The sequence below is a fragment of the Nonomuraea sp. NPDC049784 genome (genome assembly GCF_040659615.1).
Lineage (GTDB): Bacteria > Actinomycetota > Actinomycetes > Streptosporangiales > Streptosporangiaceae > Nonomuraea.
Genome location: NZ_JBFAMX010000048.1, coordinates 1 through 21,730, shown reverse-complemented (window position 1 = coordinate 21,730; position 21,730 = coordinate 1). Strand labels below are relative to the sequence as shown.

Here is a 21,730-nt window from a genome sequence, read left to right as displayed (position 1 = left end):
ATCATTCGCCGGTCATCGCGGCATGGAGGCGCAGGTACGGCTCGGCGTCCTTCGGCCTGTTCTGGCGCTGCAGCGTACGACCGAGCAGCAGGCAGGCGTACCCCTCCGCCGGGTCGCGCTCCAGGACCAGCCGGAGCTCGGCCTCGGCCCGGCGGAGCTGGGCCGAGTGGTAGTAGGCGCGGGCCAGCAGCAGCCGGGCCGCCAGGTTGTCCGGCGCCGCGGCCACCACCTGGGCCAGGATGCGGGCGGCCCCGATGTAGTCCTGCGAGTCGAAGAACCGGCGCCCGCGCTTGTACTCCTCGGCCAGCTTCTCGATCTGCATGTTCACTCCTCTCCGGTGTGCGGAAGGCGTTCGGCGGGGATGACGCCCAGGCGGCCGGCCTGGTAGTCCTCCATCGCCTTGAGGATCTCGGCGCGGGTGTTCATCACGAAGGGGCCGTAGTGCACGACCGGCTCGCGGATCGGCTGCCCGCCGAGCAGCAGCACCTCCAGGTTCGGCTCGGCCTGGGGCTGAGCCTGGTCGGCGGCGACGGTGAGCGCCCCGCCCTGGCCGAAGACGACCAGCTGTCCCTTGTGTACCGGCTTGCGCTCGTCCCCGGCGAAGCCCTGTCCTGCCAGCACGTAGGCGAGGGCGTTGAAGCCGGGGTTCCACGGCACCTCCAGCCGCGCGCCGGGGCTCACCGTCGCGTGCACCATCGTGATCGGGGTGAACGTGACGCCCGGACCGGCGTGCCCGTCCAGCTCACCGGCGATCACCCGCAGCAGCGCGCCGCCGTCGGCCGAGGCGAGCAGCTCCGCCTGGCGACCGCGGATGTCCTGGTAGCGGGGCAGGTGGAACTTGTGGGCGCGGGGCAGGTTGACCCACAGCTGGACGCCGTGGAACAGGCCGCCCGAGACCACCAGGTGCTCCGGAGGCTTCTCGATGTGCAGCAGGCCCGATCCCGCGGTCATCCACTGGGTGTCGCCGTTCGTGATCGTGCCACCGCCGCCGTTGGAGTCCTGGTGCTCGAAGATGCCGTCGATGATGTAGGTGACGGTCTCGAAGCCGCGGTGCGGGTGCCAGGGCGTGCCCTTGGGCTCGCCGGGCGCGTACTCGACCTCGCCCATCTGGTCCATGTGGATGAACGGGTCCAGCGCGGACTGCGGCACGCCGGCGAACGCGCGCCGTACCGGGAATCCCTCGCCCTCGAACCCGCTGGGCGCGGTCGTCACCGACCTCACGGGCCGCCGTGCGACGGAAGCAGGGTCGGGTACGGCGACGCGCGGCAGCGTAAGGGTGTCGGCGGTGATGGCGGGCATGACCCCTCCTGTTCGTTGAATATTCAACTGATGCCCGCCTTAACGCGTGGCCACCGTCGGGCATTCCCTGACCGTTGCGGTGCGGTCGATGGATCTTGCCGCTCTTCTTGATCGCGAGTGCAAGACATCCCAACTGTCACGCTGATAGCGTTCTGGCCCGGCATGTTGCCGCATTGGGGGGTCTAGGGTGAATCAGCCGTTGGTGGAGGACGATCCGCGGCGGTTGGGCTCGTACGACATCATCGCTCGCGTCGGAGAGGGCGGCCAGGGCGTCGTCTACCTCGGGCTGACGGCGACCGGCGAGCAGGTCGCCGTCAAGCTCCTCCATCGCGGCCTGCTGACCGACCCTGACGCGAGGAAGAGATTTCTGCGCGAGGTGCAGATCGCCCAGCGCGTGGCCAGGTTCTCCACCGCGCCCGTGCTCCACGCCGACATCGCGGGCCAACGGCCGTACATCGTCAGCGAGTACGTGCCCGGGCCTTCGCTGCACGACCTCGTCACCAACGAGGGGCCGCGGCGCGGCGCCGCGCTCGACCGGCTGGCGATCAGCACCGCCACGGCGCTGGCAGCCATCCACCGCGCCGGGATCCGGCACGGGGACTTCAAGCCCGGCAACATCCTGATGGGGCCGGAGGGCCCCGTTGTGATCGACTTCGGCGTCGCCCGCGCTCTGGACGCGCCGGGCACCACCTCGCGCGGATCGGTGATGGGAACGCCGTCCTACCTCGCGCCGGAGCAACTCGCCGGGGTGCCGGTGACGGAGGCGGCCGACGTCTTCGCGTGGGGCGGGACCATGGTGTACGCCGCCTCGGGCCGGTCCGCGTTCGGCGCGGACTCCACCGCGGCGGTGATCAACCGCGTTCTCAACCAGGAGCCGGACATCTCCGGGCTGAGCGGGACGTTGCTCGGACTCGTCACCGCCAGCCTGTCCAAGGATCCGGCCAAGCGGCCGAGCGCCCACGACCTGGTCGTCCGGCTGACATCGATGACCTCACTGGCCGCGCTGCCCTCGCCGCCGGCGCGCAGGCGGCGCCGTACGGTGATCCTGTCGCTCGCAGGAGGTGCTGCTGCCGCGGCGCTGCTCGTCGCGGGCGGCCTGCTGATCAACACGGGCGGTCACCCGGTGGGATCACCCCCGGAGGGTGGCTCGACGTCTCAGCCGCCGGTGCCATCCACCACTGCCCAGCCCACGCTGCGATCCCAGAGCACGCTGCCGTCACAGACCGAAATCGCCGAACAGCGGACGATCCCCTCGGCACCCAAGCAGACGCCCCGCCGCAAGACGTCGATCCCCACAACCAAGCCGACTCGCATCGAGAACCCCGCGAGCACGTCAGTGGGTAACGAGGACAGGGTGGGCCCGACACCCGAGCCGAGCTCCGGGCCCACCCCGGAACCGACTGCCGAGGCCAAGACCACCCCCCCATTCAGTCCGACGTGGACGCAGCCCTCGAACCCCTTCACCTGCTGGCCTCAGACGTGTTGACAGCGCCCTCTGGTCCGACAGTTACGGTTTGCGCCCCACGCCGCAGACCGCGTTGATCGTCGCCGACGGCTGCTGCTGCGCCCCCGGCGGCGGCCGCCAGAGCGGCGTGGAGACCACGCCCGGCTCCACGAGCTCGAGGCCCTCGAAGTAGCCGGCCAGCTGCTCGGGGCTGCGCAGCGTGTAGGGAAAGGCGGCCCGCTCGTTGTAGACGCTCACCGCCTCCACCAGAGAGGGGTTCACGTTGACGCCGTCGGACAGGGCCAGGTGGCTGCCGGACGGCAACGCCGCGACATACCGGCGGACGAGGTCGGCGGCGAGGTCGGGATCGGGCACCTGGCCGGCGATGCTGAGCATCATCAGCCCGATCGGCTCTGCGAAATCCAGCGTCTTGGCCGCTCCCGCGATGATGGTGCCGGGGTCGCGCACGTCGGCGTCGACGTAGTCGGTCATGCCCTCCGGGCTGCCGGCGAGCAGGGCGCGGGCGTGCACGAGCACCAGCGGGTCGTTGTCGACGTAGACGATGCGGGACTCGGGGGCGATGCGCTGAGCCACCTCGTGGGTGTTGTCGGCGGTGGGCAAGCCCGCGCCGATATCGAGGAACTGCCTGATGCCCGCCTCGGTGACGAGGTAGGTCACCGCTCGCTTGAGGAACTCCCGCTGCAGCCTTGCCACCTGCGCGAAATCGGGGAACATGCGCAGCAGGTTGTCTCCGGCTTCGCGGTCCACGGCGTAGTTGTCTTCTCCGCCGAGCAGGTAGTTCCAGACCCGGGCGGAATGCGGCTTCGTATGGTCGATCCTGGGGTCGGCGTCCATTGCGAAAGCGTATACGATCTTCCCCGAATCCCCCGGCTCGCCGTGGGAGCCGTGAAGTGGCCGGCGAACTGCTGGAGCGGCGGGAAAATGCTGTGCCTGTTGCGACCGGTGCTCGACATGGAAGCCGCCGACGGGCATCCGAAGTGGCTGCATGACCTCCACGCCTCGCTGAGCAGGCGCACCACCGAGATACGGTCGCGCCTGCTCGGCGCTTGACGTACGCCGCGAGCTGTCCGGGACTCCTCCCGATCTCGGTGCTGACAATGGGCACACGGCTGGGACACCGCGCGGTGCTGGTGATCAAGCCGTGATCACCGCGCTTCACTCACGCTTGCCCGGTGAGATGGAGAGCAGCGCCTTTCCCTTCTCGATCGACACCAGGCTCACCTCCACCGGAGTACGCGAGCGGAACCCGAGGCTGGAACTCGCGCCCTTGCCCAGCACCTGCTGCGCGCCGCCCCCGTGCGGATACTCCATCCAGTACGTGATCGTGTTCGCCTTGACGGCCACGACCTCGAACTTCGGGTAGGAGAACTTCTTGGCGTCGAGCCGGATCGTGACGGGTCTGGACAGCTTCAACAGGCAGTCCCCGTCGAGCCGCAACCCGCCAGGGCGCACAGGGCGAGCACGGGAAGAGTAATCGCGGGGAGCCGGCGCATGGTCGCGTCCCTCCGATCGATAGAGAAGCCGGCGTCCGGTGAGCGCCGGTGCCACAGGACTATCCGACCGGTCCGGGGACGGGTCCCGGGTGACCGTAATCCAGGAGCACGTGAGCCGGGCGCCCGTGCCCCGGGGTTCCGGGGCACGGGCGGTTCCGCATGGATCAGTCGCTGTACGGAGCGACCGTGATCTTGTCGATCGCGGGGGCGTACTGCGAGCGGAGGAGCACCCCAGGGAAGGTCTCCGACGCGTAGGTGGTGCCGTCGAAGTCGGGCAGTTCCGCGGCGGAGAACTCCACCGTGTTCTCGCCCTTCTTCAGCCCCACTGGGACCGTCAGCTCCCAGAAGTTGTTCTCGTGGAACGTGTGGGGGAACATGACGCGCTGCGCGGCGGCGCCGTTCACCGAGATGTCGGCGTGCCTGGCGAGCGGGTCCGGGTTGTAGTGCGTGGCGGCCGACTGCTCCGGGTTGGAGTAGCGGACGCGCATGGCGTACGTGCCGGAGGCCGCCGCCCGCACCGTGAAGGTGAGCGTGTTGGCGTTGCCCGGCTCGCCGCCGACCCCGGTGACCGCGGCCTTGCCGCCGGCCAGGGACAGCTGCGACACCTTCGCTGTACCGGCAAGCTGGGCGGACTCCGCCTCGTAGACGGTGGCCGCAAGCGCGCCGGCGGCCTGCCGCACCTCGAGGCGGTCGACGAGCGGCGTCCCGGACCTGCCGGTGACCGTGACCTTGTTGATGCCGCCGGACAGCGACACCGTCGCGGCCGAGGAGCCACGCCTGGCGTCCGTCACCGGCACGCCGTTGACGGTCACCGACGCCTTGCCGGAGCCGAGCAGCTTCAGGTCGAGAGAGGCCGCGGCGTCCTGGGCGGAGTAGACCCAGAAGGTGGCCGACTGGCCCCGACCGACCGCGACGACCCCGGAGCCCGAGATGCCGCGCTCGTGCCGGTCCTCGTACGACGGGCGCGTCCCGTGCAGGTCGGCCAGCTCGGCCTCGTAGATCGAGGTGGCCGCCGCCGGGTTCGGGAGCGAGAGCCGGATCCGGTCGACGATCGCGTCGCCCTTGGTGGCCTTCGCGCCGTCGAGGCTGCGTGTGGCCAGGGAGATGACGTGCTTGCCCGCCGGGAGCTCCACGGTGGTGTCCGCGTGGTCCCACACCACCCACTTGTAGCCCAGCGGCAGGAACAGCTCCTGCTCCGCGCCCCCGTCGACGCGGACGAAGACGTTGGTCGGCCCCTGCTCGCGCACCCGGTCGAAGGTGTTGAGCGAGTTGGCGAACACACCCAGGTCGTACCGGCCGGCCTGCGGGACCTCGACGGTGAAGTCGAGCACGCCGTCCGAGCCGGTACGCAGCCCGCCCACGTCATAGCGGCCGGAGGTGTAGAACTTCGACACGTCCGCCGGTGAGCCCTCGGGGCCGTTGCGGCTGTAGCCGCCGCCGGTGTACCTCGCGTCCTCCGCCTCGTACGACCGCTCCCACAGCTTGGGCGCGGGCGCGGTCAGAGTGCCCGAGCCGGCGGGGGTGAGGACGATCTCGTACGCCGACGACTCCTTCAGCCTCGGCAGGTCGCCGCTGCCGAAGTCGAAGACCACGGCGCCGTCCTTGACCGCGACGTCGCGCTCGGCGACGATCTCCGGCTGCGCAGAGTCGCCGATCTGGCCGGTCCACGGGATCTCCCGCACCCAGGCGTGCACCTCGCGGCCGAACACGCCCGCCGGGACGTTCTCGAAGCGGATGTGCCCGGCGCTGTCGGCGCCGCCGAAGATCGCGCGTGCCTGCTTCTTGCCGGGGTCGAGCGTCGCGACGCCCTGCAGGGTGTAGTTCTGCCCCGGGTACGGCGGCGTGACCTGCACGGTGTGCCCGCTCATGCTGCCGTAGGCGTTGAACAGCCACCACTGGCCGTTGCCCCGGTTGGCCTGCACGGCGGAGTCGGACAGGTTGCCGTCGATGTTCCAGTACGCGATGTCGGCGTCGACCTTCGACTCCTCGATGGCCGACACCCACTGGATCATCTGGCCGGGCACCGAGGTGTGGTAGTTGAAGGCGTACTCGTTGACGTTGACGGGCAGTTGCTTCCCGGCGTACTTCGTGCCCGCGAAGACCTCGGCCTCCATCTGGCGGTAGCGCTTGACGCTCTCCCTGACCTGCTCCGGGTGGCTGAGCTCGTGCCAGGTCATCACGTCGGGGACGGTGCCCGCCTGGACGACGTGCTGGAGGTAGCCCTTCACCTGGGCGTACAGCACGCTGGTGTTGGGGCCGGCGATCCGGGCGTCCGGCAGCTTGCCCTTGATGAGCGCGTAGACGTCGTCCCACGCCTTGAAGTAGTCGCGCGGGTCGCTGAGCCAGCTGATCCGGTTGTAGCTCCACTCGCCGGTGCCGAACATGTTGCCCTCGGGCTCGTTGAACGGCACGAAGACGATGTTGTCCTGATATTTCGGTTCTAGCTGGAGGACCTGGTCCACCTGCTTGGCGATCTTCTGCTTGAACAGGTCGAGCTTCTCCTCCGGGGTGCTCCCCGGCCACTGGTACGGGAAGCCGCGGTGGATGTCGGTCATGTAGATGTACACGTCGCCGTCGGTGCTGTCGGCGAGCGGCTTGACCACCTCCAACGCGTCGGCGCCTGGATGCTGCGGGCCGTGTGGGCCTTGGTCGACACCGTGCGCAGGCGCATGCCCTCGATCAGGTTGTTCGTCGGGACTCCGGGCCCGTACAGGCCGTAGAGCGTGCCGGAGGCGCCGCCGTGGAAGGGGCCGGTGTCCTTGGCGAGGTCGATGATGAGCTGGCCCTCGCGGATCACCGTGACGGTGGCGGTGACGGGGCGGTCGGCGGCCGTGCCGTTCACGGTGAAGGTGCCGGCGGCGGCGTAGTCCTTGGGGTCCACGGGCGACCAGGTGATGGGCAGGTCGCGGTCGTAGCCGTCGGTGAAGGTGGCACGGACCGCGGCCGGCAGGGACGGCGCGGTGCCGATGGTCGTCCGCACGGCGAAGGCGTCCTGGGCCAGGCCCGTCGGTGTAGGGGTCGTGCCTCCGGCGACGGCGGCCACCTGCTCCGCCGACAGCGCGGCGCCGTAGATGCGGAAATCGTCGATCGCGCCGTCGAAGAGCGGATCCTGATAGAACGAGCGCCCGATGTAACCGGCGGACGTCGTGGCCGCGTCGATCAGCTGCGCGGCGGTCACGGTGGTGGAGGCGGAGGCGGAGGCGACGGCGGCCCCGTCGAGGTAGGTGGTGACGCGCTCGGCGGCGGTGTCGAGGGTGACCGTCAGCGTCTTCCAGGCGCTGGCCGGCAGCGGGGCATAGCCCGTGACCTTGGCCTCGCCTCCGCCGGACGAGGTGGTGACCGCCGTGCGCAGACGGCCGTCGCCGTTGTACGGCGTGCTGAACAGGTAGCGGTTGGTGTCCTTGCCCAGCGCGTAGATCCACTGCCAGGCGGAGGCGGTGCCGTCCCACTTCACCCGGGCCGACACCGTCAGGTCGGTCTTGTCCTTGATCGCGGCCAGCGGCAGCCGCACGTAGGCGCCGTCGGAGGTCGGCGCGCCGCCCGGCAGGTTCAGCGCGTGACCCCCTCCCGCGCCGTCGACCAGTGACGCGGTGGAGGCGTTGACCAGCGTCCCGTCCAGGCCGTTGCCGGAGGAGTCGCCGATCGTGCCGGTGGAGAGGTCGTCCGTGTCGAACGCGTAGACGAGCACGGGAGCGGGCGGATCCGCGGTCGCCGCATTCGCGACGCCCGTGGTTAACGCCATGGTGAGGGCGGCCGGGAGCAGCCCGGCTCGCATGGCCTTGGTGAATGTCATCACGATGTCCCTGGGAGGTGTGAGCGCTAACAAATCTCAGGGAGGACGGTCGGCAACGCAACTGAGGGTTTCGCGTAGGTTACGTAGCTGCGCCCCGCACGTCAATGGGGCGATCTTTTGTGTTTCCGACATGTCACGATTCGGTATCGCAGGTCGCCATCGCTCTTGACGCCTGCTGCCTGCCGGAGCAAAAGTCGAGCCACATCGTTGAACCGGTTCGCTGATTCCGGCGGCCGCAGGTTGAGACTGTCCGGCTCCGCGTCGGATCGATCCTGCTCAGTCCCAGGAAAAGGCGGCATCCGTTCAACGACATGAGGGCGTTCGCAAGGCAACTGTCGAACCGGTTCAACCACAGGAGGTGAGAGTGGCGACGATCGGAGACGTGGCCCGGGAGGCCGGGGTGAGCCGCAGCACGGCGTCGTACGCGTTGTCGGGCAAGCGGCCCATCTCGGAGGAGGTCCGCCGCCGCGTGCTGGCGGCCGCCGAGGCACTCGCGTACACGCCGAACGCAGGCGCTCGCGCGCTGGCCACAGCCCAGACCAAGGTCCTCGGTCTGCTCGCCCAGTTCCACGAAGACGAGTTCGCGCCCGCGATGATGCAGTACATCCTGGGCGTCACCGACACCGCCCGCGACCTGGGCTACGACACGCTGCTGGTCACCGAGGCCGACGGCGCCAGGGCGCTGCGGCGCATCACCGACTCCCGGATGGTGGACGGCGTCGTCCTCATGAACATCGCGGAGGACGACGCGAGGCTGCCCATCCTGCGGGCGGCCCCCCAGCCGGGCGCCCTGGTCGGCCTGCCGGGTGACTGCTCGGGGCTCGACGTGTTCGACCTCGACTTCGAGGAGGCCGGCCGGGTGATGGTGGACCACCTCCACCGCCTCGGCCACCGCGAGCTCATCCTGATCTCGCAGCCCGAGCATGTGGTCGAGCGGGGCGGCGCGTACGTGTGGCGCCTGCGCGACGCCGCACTCGAACGGGCCCGGCAGCTCGGCGTCACCCTGCACGCGGTGTACGGCGAGTCCCGGCAGCCGGCCGTGGGGCGCCTGCTCAACGATCTGCTCGACGCCTATCCCTCGGCGACCGGCCTGCTGATCAACAACGAGGCGGCCACTGCGGCGCTGCCCTCCGTCGCCTACGAGCGAGGGCTGCGGGTGCCCGAGGATCTCTCGGTCATCGGGCGCTACTCCGCGGAGTTCGCCGCGACCTTCTCCCTGCCCTATTCGTTCATCGAGAGCGCGCCCGACCGCCTCGGGTCCATGGCGGTACGACAGCTCGTGCGCCGCGTGGAATCGCCGGCGGCGCGAGACGAGCCGTTCGTGGTGCGCTTCATCTCTCCCGAACTGGTCTCCCGGGGAAGCACCGCACCCCCGGGAGCAGCTCTTCCGAACGCCCGCTAGCACCGGGCCCGACCCCCCGACACCTTCCGGCCCACGCTCAGATGTGAGCGCTAACATTGGAGTGATCGATGAACCGTCCGTCGATGTCCACGAGGGCGACGGTCTTCGGAACCGCCGTCCTGGCGCTGTCCGCTCTGGCCGCCTGCGCGTCCGCTCCCCAGGGCGGCGCCACCGCCACCGCTTCCACAGATGGCGGCGCAGACGGCGCGGCGTACACGTGGTGGGACCCGTACCCGCAGCACGACGCGTCCTCCGCCTGGGCGAAGCGGGTGGACTCCTGCGGGCAGCAGGCCGGCGTCACCATCAAGCGCACGGCCTACGACACGACCGCGCTGACCAACCAGGCCCTGCTCGCCGGCCAGGAGGGCAACGCGCCCGACGTCATCCTCCTCGACAACCCCGCCGTCTCGACGCTCGCGGACGCCGGGATGCTCACCACGATGTCCGACTTCGGCCTGGACACGGCCAGGTTCGACAAGAACCTCATCGCCGCCGGAGAGCTGGACGGCAAGACGTACGGCATCCCCATCGGCGCGAACACCCTCGCGCTCTACTACAACAAGAAGATCCTCGACGCGGCCGGCGTCGACCCGAAGTCGATCAAGGACTGGGCCTCGCTCGACGCGGCACTGAAGAAGGTCAAGGCCGCGGGCAAGAAGCCGATCACGTTCGCGGCCATCGGCACGGAGGAGGGCTCGTTCCAGTTCCTGCCGTGGTTCTGGGGCTCCGGCGCGCAGCTCACCCAGCTCGACTCGCCCCAGGCCGTCGCGGCGCTCGACCTGTGGACCAAGTGGGTCAAGGACGGCACCGCCCCCAACTCGGTCATCAGCAACTCCCAGAACACCACCTGGGAGGAGTTCCTGACCGGGCAGTTCGCGTTCGCCGAGAACGGCACCTGGCAGATCAACAGCGCCAAGAAGGCGGGCTTCCCCACCGGGATCGTCCAGATCCCCGGCAAGGACGGAGGCACCGCCCCCACGCCTACGGGCGGCGAGTTCATCACGGTCCCGGTGCAGAAGGACACCAAGCGCTACGCCGCCACCAAGAAGATCCTCGAGTGCATGACGACGCCCGAGGGCCTGGTGGAGACCGGTACGACGTTCGCGTACTACATCCCCTCCACCGCCGAGGGCCAGCAGGCGATCCTGGCCAAGGAGCCCGGCCTGAAGCCGTGGGTCGACGCCGTACGGTCGGCCAAGGGGCGGACCAGCGACAACCTCGGCACCAAGTACCCGAAGATCTCCGAGGCGCTGTGGACCGGAGTGCAGAAGGCGCTGAGCGGCGCGGCCGCCCCCGCCGACGCGCTCAAGGAGGCACAGGCCCAGGCGAAGCAGGCCACCGGCAACTGATCCGATGACATCTCTTCGCACCGAAGCGGTCATGGCGCGCCGGGGGGTCCACGAGGTTCCCCGGCGGCGGTCCCGGCAGTGGACGGCCCTCGCCTTCCTCGCGCCGCTCGTGATTTATCTGGTCGTCTTCTACGCCTACCCGCTCTACCGCAACATCGACCTGAGCGTGCACAACTACACGCCGCGCGCGTTCGTGCGGGGCGATCCCGAGTTCACAGGGCTGGACAACTACCTGGACATCCTGTCCGACGACACGTTCGTCCGGGCCCTGCGCAACACGGCCGTGTTCACCCTGGTCTCCATCGCCGCGCAGTACGCGCTCGGCCTGGCGCTCGCGGTCTTCTTCCACCGCAACTTCCGCCTGTCCGTGGTGCTGCGCGCCATGTTCCTCGTGCCGTGGCTGCTGCCGCTGATCGTCTCGGCCTCGACCTGGTCGTGGATGCTCAACAGCGACAACGGCATCGTCAACGCGGCCCTGCAGGCGTTCGGGATCGGCCAGATCAACTGGCTCACGTCTCCCGGCACCTCGCTGCTCGCCGTCACCATCGCCAACATCTGGCTCGGCATCCCGTTCAACCTGGTCATCCTGTACGCCGGGCTGCAGAACATCCCGGCCGACCTGTACGAGGCCGCCGGCCTGGACGGTGCGAACGGGTGGCAGCGGTTCTGGCGCATCACCTTCCCGCTGCTGCGCCCGGTGTCGGCGATCACGTTGCTGCTCGGCCTGATCTACACGCTCAAGGTCGTCGACATCATCTGGATCATGACGAAGGGCGGGCCCGCGGACGCCTCGACGACGCTGGCCATCTGGTCGTACCGCGAGGCGTTCGGCACCGGCCAGCCGGACTTCTCACCGGCGGCGGCCGTCGGCAACCTGCTCATCCTCATCGCCCTGGCCGCGGGGCTCCTGCACGTGCGCCTGCAGCGAAAGGAGGAACGCGCATGAAGACCTGGAAGACAGTGGTGGGCGTCGTCCTGGTCGGGCTGATGCTCTTCCCGGTCTACTGGATGTTCAACGTCTCGCTCACCAAGACGGGCGACATGCGCGCGGACCCGCCCCATTGGTTCCCGTGGAACCCCACGTTCGAGGGGTACGCCGCGGCGCTCGCCCAGCAGCTGCCGGCCCTGGCCACGAGCCTGTTCATCGGCCTCGGCACCGTCGCGCTCACGCTGCTCGTGGCCCTGCCCGCGGGATACTCGCTGGCCAAGCTGCGGCCGCTCGGCGGGCGCGGGATCGACTTCCTGCTGCTCGTGGCGCAGATGATCCCCGCTGTCGTCATGGCCATGGGCTTCTACGCGATCTACATCAGGCTCGGCATGCTCAACACCGTCGCCGGCCTGATCGTCGCCGACTCGACGCTGGCCGTGCCGTTCGGGGTGCTGCTCTTCCGGGCGTTCATGGCGAGCATCCCCGGCGAGCTCATGGCCGCGGCGCAGATCGACGGGGCGAGCACCTGGCGCACGTTCCGGTCGATCATCCTGCCGCTGAGCCGCAACTCGGTGATCACGGTCTCGCTCTTCGCGTTCCTGTGGGCGTGGTCGGACTTCATCTTCGCCTCGACGCTCAACCGCAACAGCGACGTGATCCCGATCACGCTCGGCATCTTCCGCTACATCGGCAACAACACCACGGAGTGGAACTCGATCATGGCGACCGCCGTGATCGCATCCATCCCCGCGGCCTTCCTCCTGGTCCTCGCGCAGCGCTACATTGCCGCCGGGGTCACCGCGGGCGCCGTGAAGGACTGACCACCCATTCGTCGAAAGGTTCACCACATGACCAGCCCCGTGCTGCCGTCCCACGGCCGGGTACGCCCCCTCGGGCTCGCGCAGGTCTCGATCACCGGCGGGTTCTGGGGCAGGCGCCAGGCCGTGAACGCCACGGCCACGCTCGCCCACTGCGAGTCGTGGATGGAGCGCCTCGGCTGGCTGGCCAACTTCGATCGTGTCGCCGACGGGACGACCTCGCCCGACCGTCCCGGCTGGTCGTTCTCCGACTCGGAGGTCTACAAGCTGCTGGAGGCCCTGTCCTGGGAATGGGGCCGTACCGGCGACCCGGGGGCGGAGGCGGCGATCAAGCGGCTCACCGCGCGCGTCGCCCGCGCCCAGGACCCGGACGGGTACCTCAACACCTGCTTCGGGCACGGCGGGCAACAGCCGCGCTACAGCGACCTCGAGATGGGCCACGAGCTCTACAACACCGGCCACCTCCTGCAGGCCGCGGTGGCCCGGCTGCGCACGCACGGCGAGGACGACCTCGTACGGGTCGCGCGGCGGGCCGCGGACCACGTGTGCCGCACCTTCGGCCCGGACGGCACACCCGGGATCTGCGGGCACCCGGAGATCGAGGTCGGCCTGGCCGAGCTCGGCCGGGCACTGGGGGAGGAGCGCTACGTCGAGCAGGCACGCCTCTTCCTCGACCGCCGCGGGCACGGCACGCTCAGGGACATCCCCCTGGGACGCGCCTACTTCCAGGACGACATCCCGATCCGGCAGGCCGATGTGTGGCGCGGCCACGCCGTCCGCGCGCTCTACCTCACCGCCGCGGCCGTGGACGTCGCCGTCGAGCGCGGCGACGACGAGCTGCTGCGCGCCGTCGAACGGCAGTGGGAGCGCTCGGTCGCGCGCCGCACCTACATCACCGGCGGCATGGGCTCACGACACCAGGACGAGGGCTTCGGCGAGGACTGGGAGCTGCCGCCGGACCGGGCCTACTGCGAGACGTGCGCCGGCGTCGCCTCGATCATGGTCTCCTGGCGTCTCCACCTCGCCACCGGCGACGTGCGCTACACCGACCTGATCGAGCGCACGCTCTACAACGTCATCGCGACCTCCCCGAGCCCCGACGGCCGGGCGTTCTTCTACGCCAACCCGCTCCACCAGCGGGCCCCTGGCCGGCCGACGGACGCGGACGAGGTCAGCCCGCGTGCCGAGGCCGGCGCCAGGGCCGCCTGGTTCGACGTCTCCTGCTGCCCCACCAACGTCGCCAGAACACTGGCCGGCCTCCAGGGCTACCTCGCCACCACCGACGACGACGGCCTCCAGATCCACCAGTACGCCCCCTCGACCATCCGCGCCGAACTGCCGGACGGGCGGGAGATAGCGGTGGAGGTCGAGACCGCCTACCCGGAAAGCGGGACCATCCGTGTCCGGATCCTGAACGACGCGCTCTGGACGCTCGCCCTGCGGGTCCCCGCCTGGGCCGCTGGCGCCACACTCGTCGAGGACGGGCATGCGCGGCCGGTCGAGCCGGGCATGGCCACGGTGCGGCGGGCCTTCCGAACGGGCGAGGTCATCACGCTCGAACTGCCGATGGAGCCCCGCTTCACCTGGCCGGACCCTCGCATCGACGCCGTACGCGGCTGCGTCGCCGTCGAGCGCGGCCCGGAGGTTCTGTGCGTCGAGTCCCACGATCTCCCGCACCCCGACAGGCTCGACGCCCTGGCGATCGACCCCCTGCCGGGCCCGCGGGCCGAGCCCGGTGGCGCCCGGGTTCGCGGCCGCCTGGCCGCACATCCCGACCGGTCGTGGGCCTATTCCGGTGCCGCGGCTGCTTCCGCGGCGGGCGTTGAGTGGATCGACGTGCCGCTGCGGCCGTACCACTCGTGGGCCCACCGCGGCCCGTCGAGCATGCGCATCTGGTTGCCCATCGAAAAGGAGTGACACGATGTCCCGAATCCGGGTGCTCGCCTTAGCCCTGGTCACCACGGCCACGGCCCTGGTGACCACCGCACCCCCGGCCGCTGCGGCGGGCGCGACGCTGACCGTCAACGTCGCCCAGTCGTTCAGGCCGGTCACCCACGTCGCCTCCGGCGGCCTGTACGGCCTGGCCGAGAACTCCCGGCCGGCCGACTCCACCCTGCTCCCGATCAAGGTGAACTCCCTGACCCAGCCCGCGCCCGGCGTCGGCCAGCGCCCCAACGGCCAGCCGCCCGGCGGCGACTCCCTGCTGGTGGCCCCGCAGGCCACCCGGGTCGGCGCGGGGGAGTTCATCCGCATGCCCGACATCTACCCCGACTTCCCCTACAAGTGGGTGAGCTGGGACGACTGGCTGGCCAAGGTCAACACCATGGTCAACGCCCGCCTGTCGGCCACCACGGTCACGAACGTCATCGGCTGGGAGCTCTGGAACGAGCCCGACTACACCTGGAACACCTCCGCCGCGGGCAACTTCAACGACGGCTGGGTGCGCACGTACCGGGCGGTGCGCGCGCTCGACACGCTCACGCCGATCGTCGGCCCCAGCAGCGCCACCTACAACCGTTCGTGGATGCAGTCGTTCCTCACCAACGCCAAGAACACCGGCACCCTGCCCGACATCATCTGCTGGCACGAGCTGCAGAACCCCACCAGGATCGCCTCCGACATCGCCGACTACCGCAACCTGGAAGCTTCGCTGGGCATCAGCCCGCGCCGCATCTCCATCAACGAGTACGCCGCCACCAGCGAGATCGACGTGCCCGGCCGGATCGCCAGTTATGTCGCCAAGCTGGAGCGGGGCGGCGTGGAGTCCGCGCACCGGGCCTTCTGGTACGAGTACGGCACCATGAACGGCCTGGTCGTCAACAACAACCAGCCCACCGGCACCTGGTGGCTCTACAAGTGGTACGGCGACATGGCCGGAAGCATGATCACGACGACGTCGACCACGCAGAGCGGTCTGGACGGGTTCGCCTCCTACGACGGCACCCGCAAGATCGTCAACGTGGTGTTCGGCAACGAGGCCGGCACCAACACCGTCAACCTCACCGGCCTCGGCGCGCTCGGCTCCAGCGTCCGTGTCACGCTGTCGTCCACCCCGTCCAGCGGCCGCTTCACCGCGGTCACCGCGCCCACCACGATCTCCACGACGGCCCAGACGGTCAGTGGCGGGCAGCTCAGCGTGTCCGTCCCCAACATGGTGGCCACCAGCGCCTACCAGCTCGTCGTCGAGCCGGTCAGCGGGGTGCCCTCCTACCAGCAGCGGTACGAGGCCGAGAACGCCTCCGTGTTCCGCGCCGAGCGGCTGACCGCCTCCAGCGCGTCGGGCGGCGGCTACGTGGGCCGGATCGACAACTCGGGCACGCCGCGTACCGACAGCTACGTCGACTTCGTGGTGAACGTGCCCACCGCGCGCTCGTACACGATGACCATCGGCTACGCCAACGGCACCGGCGCCACCGCGACCCAGGGGCTGGCCTACAACGGCGGCGCCTGGAGCACCGTCAGCTACCCGCCCACCTCGGGCTGGGGACAGTTCGGCGCCACCATCAGCACCACCGTCACGCTCCGAGCGGGCTACAACGTGATCCGCCTGGCCAAGGGCTCGCCGTACTTCGCGGGCGGCACCGGGTACGCCGAGCTCGACTACATCCAGCTCACCTGACCTCATCCCCGGCGATCCGGCGGGTCTCCGCCGGATCGCCGGACACCGTGGTCAGTACGTGGCGGGCATCTGGGTGGTCAGGCCGCTGCTCACGGCGAACGAACTCGAGGTGACGCTCGCAGTGGCGGCGGTGAGGCCGGAGGCGGTGGCGCGCAAGGTGATGGTGCCCGGCGTGCGTGCGGCTCGGACGAAGACCCGGTTGATACCTGCCTCGCGTGTGCGGGCCGCCCAGGTGCCGGCGCAGTGCTCCAGCCCGTCGGCGCATCGGGTTTTCAGGTCGGCGGAGGCCAGCGCGCCCAGATGCGCGCCGACCAAACGCAGCACCTCATCGTCTGCGGCGGTGAGGTGCTTGAGCCGATCGCGGACAGCGACACCGGACGCCGTCATTCGCGGGTCGAGGGGTGAACCCTAAACTTCGCTCCGTTGCGTTTTGTTCAGCAGAATGGCTAAGGAGTGCTGATGAGGGAACATGTGCGCATTTCGCTGCCGGACGGCAGTTCACTGACGGCGACGTTGGCACTGCCTGAAGGGGCCGTGCCCGCAGGCGGGTGGCCGGGGATGGTGGTGGTGCACGAAATTTACGGCATCGAACCGGACATGCTGGATGTGGTGGACCTGTTCGCCGAACATGGATACGCGGCGGTCTTGCCGGATCTGTACAGCCACGGCACCAAGATCGGTTGCCTGGCGCGGGCGATGCATCAGTTGGTGACCGGTAAGCCGGGCCGGCCGGCTGCCGGCATCGACGCGACCCGGCAATGGCTGGCCGGCCGCGAAGACGTCGACGGCGGCCGGCTCGGGGTGATCGGATTCTGCATGGGCGGCGGGTTCGCCCTGGCGTACGCGGCGAGCGCGCCGCCCGGTGTGCGGGCCGCATCGGTGAACTACGGCGCGGTTCCCCGTGACCAGGAAGAGCTACGGTCGGTGTGCCCGGTCGTGGGCTCCTACGGCGGCCGCGACCAAGGCTTCGGGCCGCACGGCACGCGGCTGCGGGAGCACATGCGGGCGCTCGGCATCGAGCACGACGTCGAGATCTATCCGGCCGCCGGGCATTCCTTCATGACCGACGGCCATCACCCCATCGCGAAACTCGCGCTGTTCCCGCTGCGTCACGGCCTCGTCCGCCCCGCGGCGGACGAGGCCTGGCAGCGCACGTTCGACTTCTTCGACGAGCACGTCGCGAACCACGCCTAGCGCGACCACAACTCGCGGCCGTTCTCATGTCACATATGCCGGGGCTGTCCCGTCCTGAAGGTGGAGAACCCGGAAGGAGACCGGCAATGAGCAAGCACATTCTGATCGTCGGTGGCGGATATGTCGGCATGTACACCGCTATGGGGCTGCGCAGGCTGATCCGCTCGGGGGAGGCGAGCGTCACGGTGGTGGACCCGCAGGGGTACATGACCTACCAGCCGTTCCTGGCCGAGACCGTCGGCGGGGCGGTGGAGCCGCGCCACGTGGTCGCGCCGCTGGGGCGGGTGCTGAAGGGCGTGCGGGTGCTGACCGGGCACGTCACGCGCATGGACCACGCCGCGCGCAGCGCCGAGTTCCAGCCCGTGCAGGGACCCGCCAGGACCATCGCGTACGACATCCTGGTGATGGCCGCAGGGTCGGTCGTCCGCACGCTGCCCATCGCCGGGCTGGCCGAGCACGCCGTCGGCTTCAAGACCATCGGCGAGGCCGTGCACCTGCGTAACCACGTCCTGGGCCAGCTCGCCGCGGCCGGCTCGACCGATGACGAACAGGTGCGGCGCAGGGCGCTGACGTTCGTGGTGGTCGGCGGCGGGTTCTCGGGCGTCGAGGCGCTGGCGGAGATGCAGGGGCTCGCCGACGAGGCGACGCGTTATCACGACGGCATCGAGCCCGCCGACCTGAGCTGGACGCTTGTCGAGGCCACCGGCAGGATCCTGCCCGAGTTGCACGAGGACCTCGGCCGCTGGACCGTCGACGCGCTGCGCGGGCGCGGCGTCGACGTGCGGCTCGGCACCCGGCTGGCCTCGGCCGAGGGCGGCGTGGCCGTGCTCACCGACGGCACCGCGCTGGACGCCGGCACGCTGGTGTGGGCCGCGGGCGGCCGGCCGAATCCCCTGGCGGCGGCCAGCGGGCTGCCGGTGGACCGGCTCGGGCGGATCCAGGCCACCGAATACCTGACGGTGGCGGGGCTGGAGGACGCCTTCGCGGCGGGTGACGGCGCCGCGGTGCCCGACCTGACCCGGCCCGGCGAGTTCACCGGGCCCAACGCCCAGCACGCGGTACGCCAGGCCAAGCTGCTCGCCCGCAACCTCGTCGCGTACGTCAGGGGGCGGCGGCTCAAGCCGTACCGGCACGCCTACCTCGGCTCGGTGGCCGGGCTCGGTCACCACCAGGGCGTCGCCCAGGTGTACCGGCTTCGGCTGACCGGGTTCCTGGGGTGGCTGGCGCACCGTGCGTACCACCTGGCCTGGGTGCCGACGGTCAACCACAAGGCCCGGGTGCTGGCCGACTGGGCGCTGTCGATGGTCTTCCGTCGGGAGGCCGTGCAGCTCGGGGCCATCGAGCACGCGGACGAGGAGTTCCGCGCGGCCGTGGCCGCCGAGCTTCCCCGTGCGGCGTGACCCCGCGCCAGGTGGCCCGCTCGGGCGGGAGGCGTGGTCATGCCTCTCGCACGACGCCGCCGATCACCGTGGTCACCGTCTTGTGGACGGCTCCCTCATCTGGCGGCGCGCCCTTCCTGTCCGCGAACAGCAGGTGTCCGGCCCCGATCAGCGTGGGAGCGAGCGCGTCGATGTCGGCGTCCGCCGCGACGCGGCCCAGTTCGCGCTCCGCGGTGAGGTAGGAGGCGACCATGATCGCGGCCTCCGTGAGGACCGGGACGCCGGCCGGCCAGGTCTCGCGCAGCCGGGCGCGCAGCTCGTCCCGGAAGATGACCAGGGCGACGATCGCTACGGCGACCGACCCGAACAGTGCGGTCAGCGCGCCGGTGAGGTTGCCGGCGACGGTGCCGGTCCCGGCGGATTCGCGCAGCGCGGCGGCCTGAGCGTCCATCCGGTGGATGCGGTCCAGGACGAACTCGGCGAGGAAGGCGTCGAAGTCGTCGAAGTGCCGGTGCAGGACACCCTTGGCGCAGCCTGCCTCGGTGGTGATCGCCCGGCTGGTCAGCGCGTCCGGCCCGTCCCGGAGCAGGATGCGCTCGGCGGCGTCGAAGAGCTGATCGCGCACGTCCCGGATGGCTATCCCTGTCGGCACCGGCGTCCTCCTGGCTTGCTGAGTGGGCAAGTGCCCACTATGGTGGGCGCATGCCCACTATACCTGAGGCGGAAAAGCCTTTTCCTGAGCAGGCACCCCATCAAGCTCGGCAGATGGCGGAGTCGTTCGGCGTGGACGCCGAACGCTACGACCGGGCCCGGCCCCGCTACCCCGACGACCTGATGGACCAGATCGTCTCCGCCAGCCCCGGGCCCGACGTCCTCGACGTCGGCTGCGGCACCGGGATCGCGGCCCGGCAGTTCCAGGCGGCCGGCTGTACGGTGCTGGGCGTCGAGCCCGACGCGCGGATGGCCGACTTCGCGCGGCGCACCGGAGTGCAGATGGAGGTGGCGACGTTCGAGGCATGGGATCCGGCCGGCCGGACATTCGACGCCGTCGTCGCAGGGACGGCCTGGCACTGGGTGGACCCGGCCGTCGGCGCGGCCAAGGCGGCACAGGTGCTGCGGCCCGGCGGCCTGCTGGCGGTGTTCTCGCACGTCTTCGAGCCCCCGCGCGCCGTGGCGGAGGCCTTCGCCGAGGTCTACCGGCGGGTGGCGCCCGAAGCGCGGTCCTTGGTTCAGCCGCCGGGGCGGGCCGTGGACCTCTACCAGGCGGGATTCGCCAAGTTCGCCGACGGGATCCGCGAGGCGGGCAGTTTCGGTGACCCGGAGCAGCGGCGATACGACTGGGAACAGTCCTACACCCGCGAGGCGTACCTGGAGTTCCTGCCCACGACCGGTGGCCTCACCCGGCTCTCGCCCGGTCAGCTGGACGAGGTGCTGGGGGGCGTGGGGGCCGCCATCGACGCGATCGGAGGCGGCTTCACCACGCCCATCACCACACTGGCGGTCACCGCGGTGCGCACCTGACCTCCCGGGTGCGGTCATGTCAGACTGCGGATATGACCCACACCCATGATGAGGACCCGGCGTGTGAGGTGGCCCATCGCGAGGCTCCTGGCGAGCTGGCCGGGCGGACGCTGGTCGCCGTCTTCGCCTCCCCGGTGGCTGACTGCTTGCTGAGGTTCGGCGCCGAGCTCGGCTTCCGCCCGATTCTGCTTGAGCCGGATCCCGGGCGGCTCATCGACGGACTCACCGCGGTGACGGAGCTCGGCGACTATCTCGACGCCACGGCCGATGTGGTGCTCACCGACCATCACCGCGACGAGATCGGCCCGACCCTGCGCGACCTGCTCAAGTTCCCGGTCCGGTGGATCGGCATCATGGGCAGCGCCCGCCACACCGCACCACACGTGCGGGCGCTGACCGACCTCGGGGTGCCGCCGGAGGAGATCGCCCGGGTGCACCGGCCCATCGGGCTCAACATCGGCTCGCGTACTCCTCCCGAGATCGCCGTCGCCACCCTGGCCGGGCTGATCGCCGACCGCAACGGCCGCCCCGGCGGTTTCGCTTTCTAGCGCGTACCGCCCTGTGGCTCGGGGTCGTCGGGGTCACGTGTCGCCGCGATCACCCGCATCAGCACCTGATGCAGGTCTTGCAGCTCGTCGAGGTCCATACCGAGACGGGCCACGATGGCGGGCGGGATCTTCTCCGCCTCCGCCCTCAGTTGCCTGCCGGCGGGAGTGAGGGTCACGGCCAGGGCGCGTTCATCCTTGCTGTTGCGTTCGCGATGGATGTAGCCAAGGGCCTGGAGCCGCTTGAGCAGGGGGGACAAGGTGCCTGGGTCGAGCCGCAGCAGCTCGCCCAGCTCCTTGACCGACAGAGGCTCGTGCTGCCAGAGCGCGAGCATGGCCAGGTATTGCGGGTGGGTCAGTCCCATGGGCTGCAGCAGCGGCCGGTAGAGGCCGATCACGCTGCGCGAGGCGATGCTGAGGGCGAAGCACACCTGCCGGTCCAGTGCCAGGAGATCTGTTGTCTCTGTCACAGGCTCCACCTGTACCCACCTCCGCTGCCCTCTGGTAACTTACTTTGTGCACAAACTAATAGCTCACAAATAGCTGTCGCGCAAATCATATGGGCCGGAGCCTTGGAGGATGTTCTCGTGTTTCACCGCAAGCCGCTGGAGGAGCGCATCGCCGAGCGTCAGGCCAAGCTGCCTCCGTTGAAGGAGGGCAAGCACTTCGAGCACGGCCCGGCCAAGTTCGTGTTCATCTCTCTGATTGTTGTGGTGGTGCTCACGCACGTCGTCGGGCTGGCCATCGCCATGCACTTCTACTCCTGACGGCGGGCGCGTACGGACGTCAGAAGGCGTTGACGAGGACGACGTACACAGCGGTGCCGATCCCGACGCTCAGGATCGTGCGGCGCCCGAAGGCCAGGTGGACGCCTGCGGTGACGGCGACCGCGAGCAGCGCGTACAGCGCCGCATGCGGTTCGGCG

22 protein-coding genes are annotated in these 21,730 nt (G+C 70.0%); 13 read left to right on the top strand and 9 right to left on the bottom strand.

Annotation, left to right across the window (positions count from 1 at the left end; translation table 11 throughout):
- Position 1 precedes the first annotated feature (1 nt).
- Together AB0J09_RS13920 and AB0J09_RS13915 are read right to left on the bottom strand one after the other, a co-directional pair.
- On the bottom strand, positions 2 to 322 hold the full coding sequence (locus AB0J09_RS13920) for a tetratricopeptide repeat protein (RefSeq protein ID WP_360689732.1): 321 nt from the start codon (positions 320 to 322) through the stop codon (positions 2 to 4).
- A gap of 2 nt (positions 323 to 324) precedes the next feature.
- A complete protein-coding gene (locus AB0J09_RS13915; RefSeq protein ID WP_360689730.1) occupies positions 325 to 1,299 on the bottom strand; it encodes a pirin family protein in 975 nt (324 codons plus the stop codon).
- A 187-nt stretch (positions 1,300 to 1,486) separates the two neighbouring features.
- On the opposite strand from AB0J09_RS13915, the gene AB0J09_RS13910 reads away from it, so the two are divergent.
- Positions 1,487 to 2,785, top strand: a complete 1,299-nt coding sequence (locus AB0J09_RS13910) for a protein kinase (RefSeq protein WP_360689728.1) — start codon at positions 1,487 to 1,489, stop codon at positions 2,783 to 2,785.
- Positions 2,786 to 2,806: 21 nt separating this feature from the next.
- Here AB0J09_RS13910 and AB0J09_RS13905 read toward each other — a convergent pair whose 3' ends face one another.
- The gene (locus AB0J09_RS13905; RefSeq protein WP_360689726.1) at positions 2,807 to 3,598 is read right to left on the bottom strand and encodes an SAM-dependent methyltransferase; all 792 of its coding nucleotides are present in this window, start codon (positions 3,596 to 3,598) and stop codon (positions 2,807 to 2,809) included.
- Between the two features lie 51 nt (positions 3,599 to 3,649).
- On the opposite strand from AB0J09_RS13905, the gene AB0J09_RS13900 reads away from it, so the two are divergent.
- Positions 3,650 to 3,814: a hypothetical protein gene (locus tag AB0J09_RS13900; protein WP_360689724.1), complete on the top strand. Its 165-nt coding sequence runs from the start codon at positions 3,650 to 3,652 to the stop codon at positions 3,812 to 3,814.
- A gap of 105 nt (positions 3,815 to 3,919) precedes the next feature.
- On the opposite strand, the gene AB0J09_RS13895 is transcribed toward AB0J09_RS13900, so the two are convergent.
- The 3 genes from AB0J09_RS13895 to AB0J09_RS13885 all read right to left on the bottom strand — a co-directional run bounded on the left by AB0J09_RS13895 (position 3,920) and on the right by AB0J09_RS13885 (position 8,050).
- Entirely contained in the window at positions 3,920 to 4,177 is a 258-nt protein-coding gene (locus AB0J09_RS13895) for a hypothetical protein (RefSeq protein WP_360689722.1), read from the bottom strand.
- A gap of 244 nt (positions 4,178 to 4,421) precedes the next feature.
- Positions 4,422 to 6,860, bottom strand: coding sequence for a cellulosome protein (locus tag AB0J09_RS13890; RefSeq protein ID WP_360689720.1), 2,439 nt, complete (start codon positions 6,858 to 6,860; stop codon positions 4,422 to 4,424).
- Positions 6,809 to 8,050 carry a LamG-like jellyroll fold domain-containing protein gene (locus tag AB0J09_RS13885; protein WP_360689718.1) on the bottom strand — a complete coding sequence of 414 codons (1,242 nt, stop codon included), beginning with the start codon at positions 8,048 to 8,050 and terminating at the stop codon, positions 6,809 to 6,811. The genes AB0J09_RS13890 and AB0J09_RS13885 overlap by 52 nt, the downstream gene beginning before the upstream one ends.
- A gap of 364 nt (positions 8,051 to 8,414) precedes the next feature.
- Between AB0J09_RS13885 and AB0J09_RS13880 the strand changes: the two genes are divergently transcribed.
- The 6 genes from AB0J09_RS13880 (at position 8,415) to AB0J09_RS13855 (ending at position 16,166) form a co-directional block, all read left to right on the top strand.
- On the top strand, positions 8,415 to 9,452 hold the full coding sequence (locus tag AB0J09_RS13880) for a LacI family DNA-binding transcriptional regulator (protein WP_360689716.1): 1,038 nt from the start codon (positions 8,415 to 8,417) through the stop codon (positions 9,450 to 9,452).
- 68 nt (positions 9,453 to 9,520) lie between these two features.
- Positions 9,521 to 10,801, top strand: coding sequence for an extracellular solute-binding protein (locus AB0J09_RS13875; RefSeq protein WP_360689714.1), 1,281 nt, complete (start codon positions 9,521 to 9,523; stop codon positions 10,799 to 10,801).
- 31 nt (positions 10,802 to 10,832) lie between these two features.
- On the top strand, positions 10,833 to 11,747 hold the full coding sequence (locus AB0J09_RS13870) for a sugar ABC transporter permease (RefSeq protein ID WP_360689712.1): 915 nt from the start codon (positions 10,833 to 10,835) through the stop codon (positions 11,745 to 11,747).
- Positions 11,744 to 12,550, top strand: a complete 807-nt coding sequence (locus tag AB0J09_RS13865) for a carbohydrate ABC transporter permease (protein ID WP_360689710.1) — start codon at positions 11,744 to 11,746, stop codon at positions 12,548 to 12,550. The genes AB0J09_RS13870 and AB0J09_RS13865 overlap by 4 nt, the downstream gene beginning before the upstream one ends.
- 27 nt (positions 12,551 to 12,577) lie before the next feature.
- Positions 12,578 to 14,464, top strand: a complete 1,887-nt coding sequence (locus tag AB0J09_RS13860; protein ID WP_360689708.1) for a beta-L-arabinofuranosidase domain-containing protein — start codon at positions 12,578 to 12,580, stop codon at positions 14,462 to 14,464.
- A 4-nt stretch (positions 14,465 to 14,468) separates the two neighbouring features.
- Positions 14,469 to 16,166: a CBM35 domain-containing protein gene (locus tag AB0J09_RS13855; RefSeq protein WP_360689706.1), complete on the top strand. Its 1,698-nt coding sequence runs from the start codon at positions 14,469 to 14,471 to the stop codon at positions 16,164 to 16,166.
- 51 nt (positions 16,167 to 16,217) lie between these two features.
- Here the strand turns inward: AB0J09_RS13855 and AB0J09_RS13850 are convergent, their stop codons facing one another.
- On the bottom strand, positions 16,218 to 16,553 hold the full coding sequence (locus AB0J09_RS13850) for a hypothetical protein (protein ID WP_360689704.1): 336 nt from the start codon (positions 16,551 to 16,553) through the stop codon (positions 16,218 to 16,220).
- A gap of 72 nt (positions 16,554 to 16,625) precedes the next feature.
- On the opposite strand from AB0J09_RS13850, the gene AB0J09_RS13845 reads away from it, so the two are divergent.
- Both AB0J09_RS13845 and AB0J09_RS13840 read left to right on the top strand, forming a co-directional pair.
- Entirely contained in the window at positions 16,626 to 17,360 is a 735-nt protein-coding gene (locus AB0J09_RS13845) for a dienelactone hydrolase family protein (RefSeq protein WP_360689702.1), read from the top strand.
- Between the two features lie 86 nt (positions 17,361 to 17,446).
- Positions 17,447 to 18,760, top strand: a complete 1,314-nt coding sequence (locus AB0J09_RS13840) for an FAD-dependent oxidoreductase (protein WP_360689700.1) — start codon at positions 17,447 to 17,449, stop codon at positions 18,758 to 18,760.
- A 37-nt stretch (positions 18,761 to 18,797) separates the two neighbouring features.
- Here the strand turns inward: AB0J09_RS13840 and AB0J09_RS13835 are convergent, their stop codons facing one another.
- Positions 18,798 to 19,391, bottom strand: coding sequence for a TetR/AcrR family transcriptional regulator (locus AB0J09_RS13835; protein WP_360689698.1), 594 nt, complete (start codon positions 19,389 to 19,391; stop codon positions 18,798 to 18,800).
- Positions 19,392 to 19,504: 113 nt separating this feature from the next.
- Between AB0J09_RS13835 and AB0J09_RS13830 the strand changes: the two genes are divergently transcribed.
- Positions 19,505 to 20,260, top strand: coding sequence for a class I SAM-dependent methyltransferase (locus AB0J09_RS13830; protein ID WP_360689696.1), 756 nt, complete (start codon positions 19,505 to 19,507; stop codon positions 20,258 to 20,260).
- 32 nt (positions 20,261 to 20,292) lie between these two features.
- Positions 20,293 to 20,808: an XdhC family protein gene (locus tag AB0J09_RS13825; RefSeq protein WP_360689694.1), complete on the top strand. Its 516-nt coding sequence runs from the start codon at positions 20,293 to 20,295 to the stop codon at positions 20,806 to 20,808.
- Here the strand turns inward: AB0J09_RS13825 and AB0J09_RS13820 are convergent.
- Complete coding sequence (locus AB0J09_RS13820; protein ID WP_360689692.1) at positions 20,805 to 21,275, bottom strand: MarR family transcriptional regulator; 471 nt, start codon at positions 21,273 to 21,275, stop codon at positions 20,805 to 20,807. The genes AB0J09_RS13825 and AB0J09_RS13820 overlap by 4 nt on opposite strands.
- 117 nt (positions 21,276 to 21,392) lie before the next feature.
- Between AB0J09_RS13820 and AB0J09_RS13815 the strand changes: the two genes are divergently transcribed.
- Positions 21,393 to 21,572, top strand: a complete 180-nt coding sequence (locus AB0J09_RS13815; RefSeq protein ID WP_360689690.1) for a hypothetical protein — start codon at positions 21,393 to 21,395, stop codon at positions 21,570 to 21,572.
- The last annotated feature ends 158 nt before the right edge of the window (positions 21,573 to 21,730 follow it).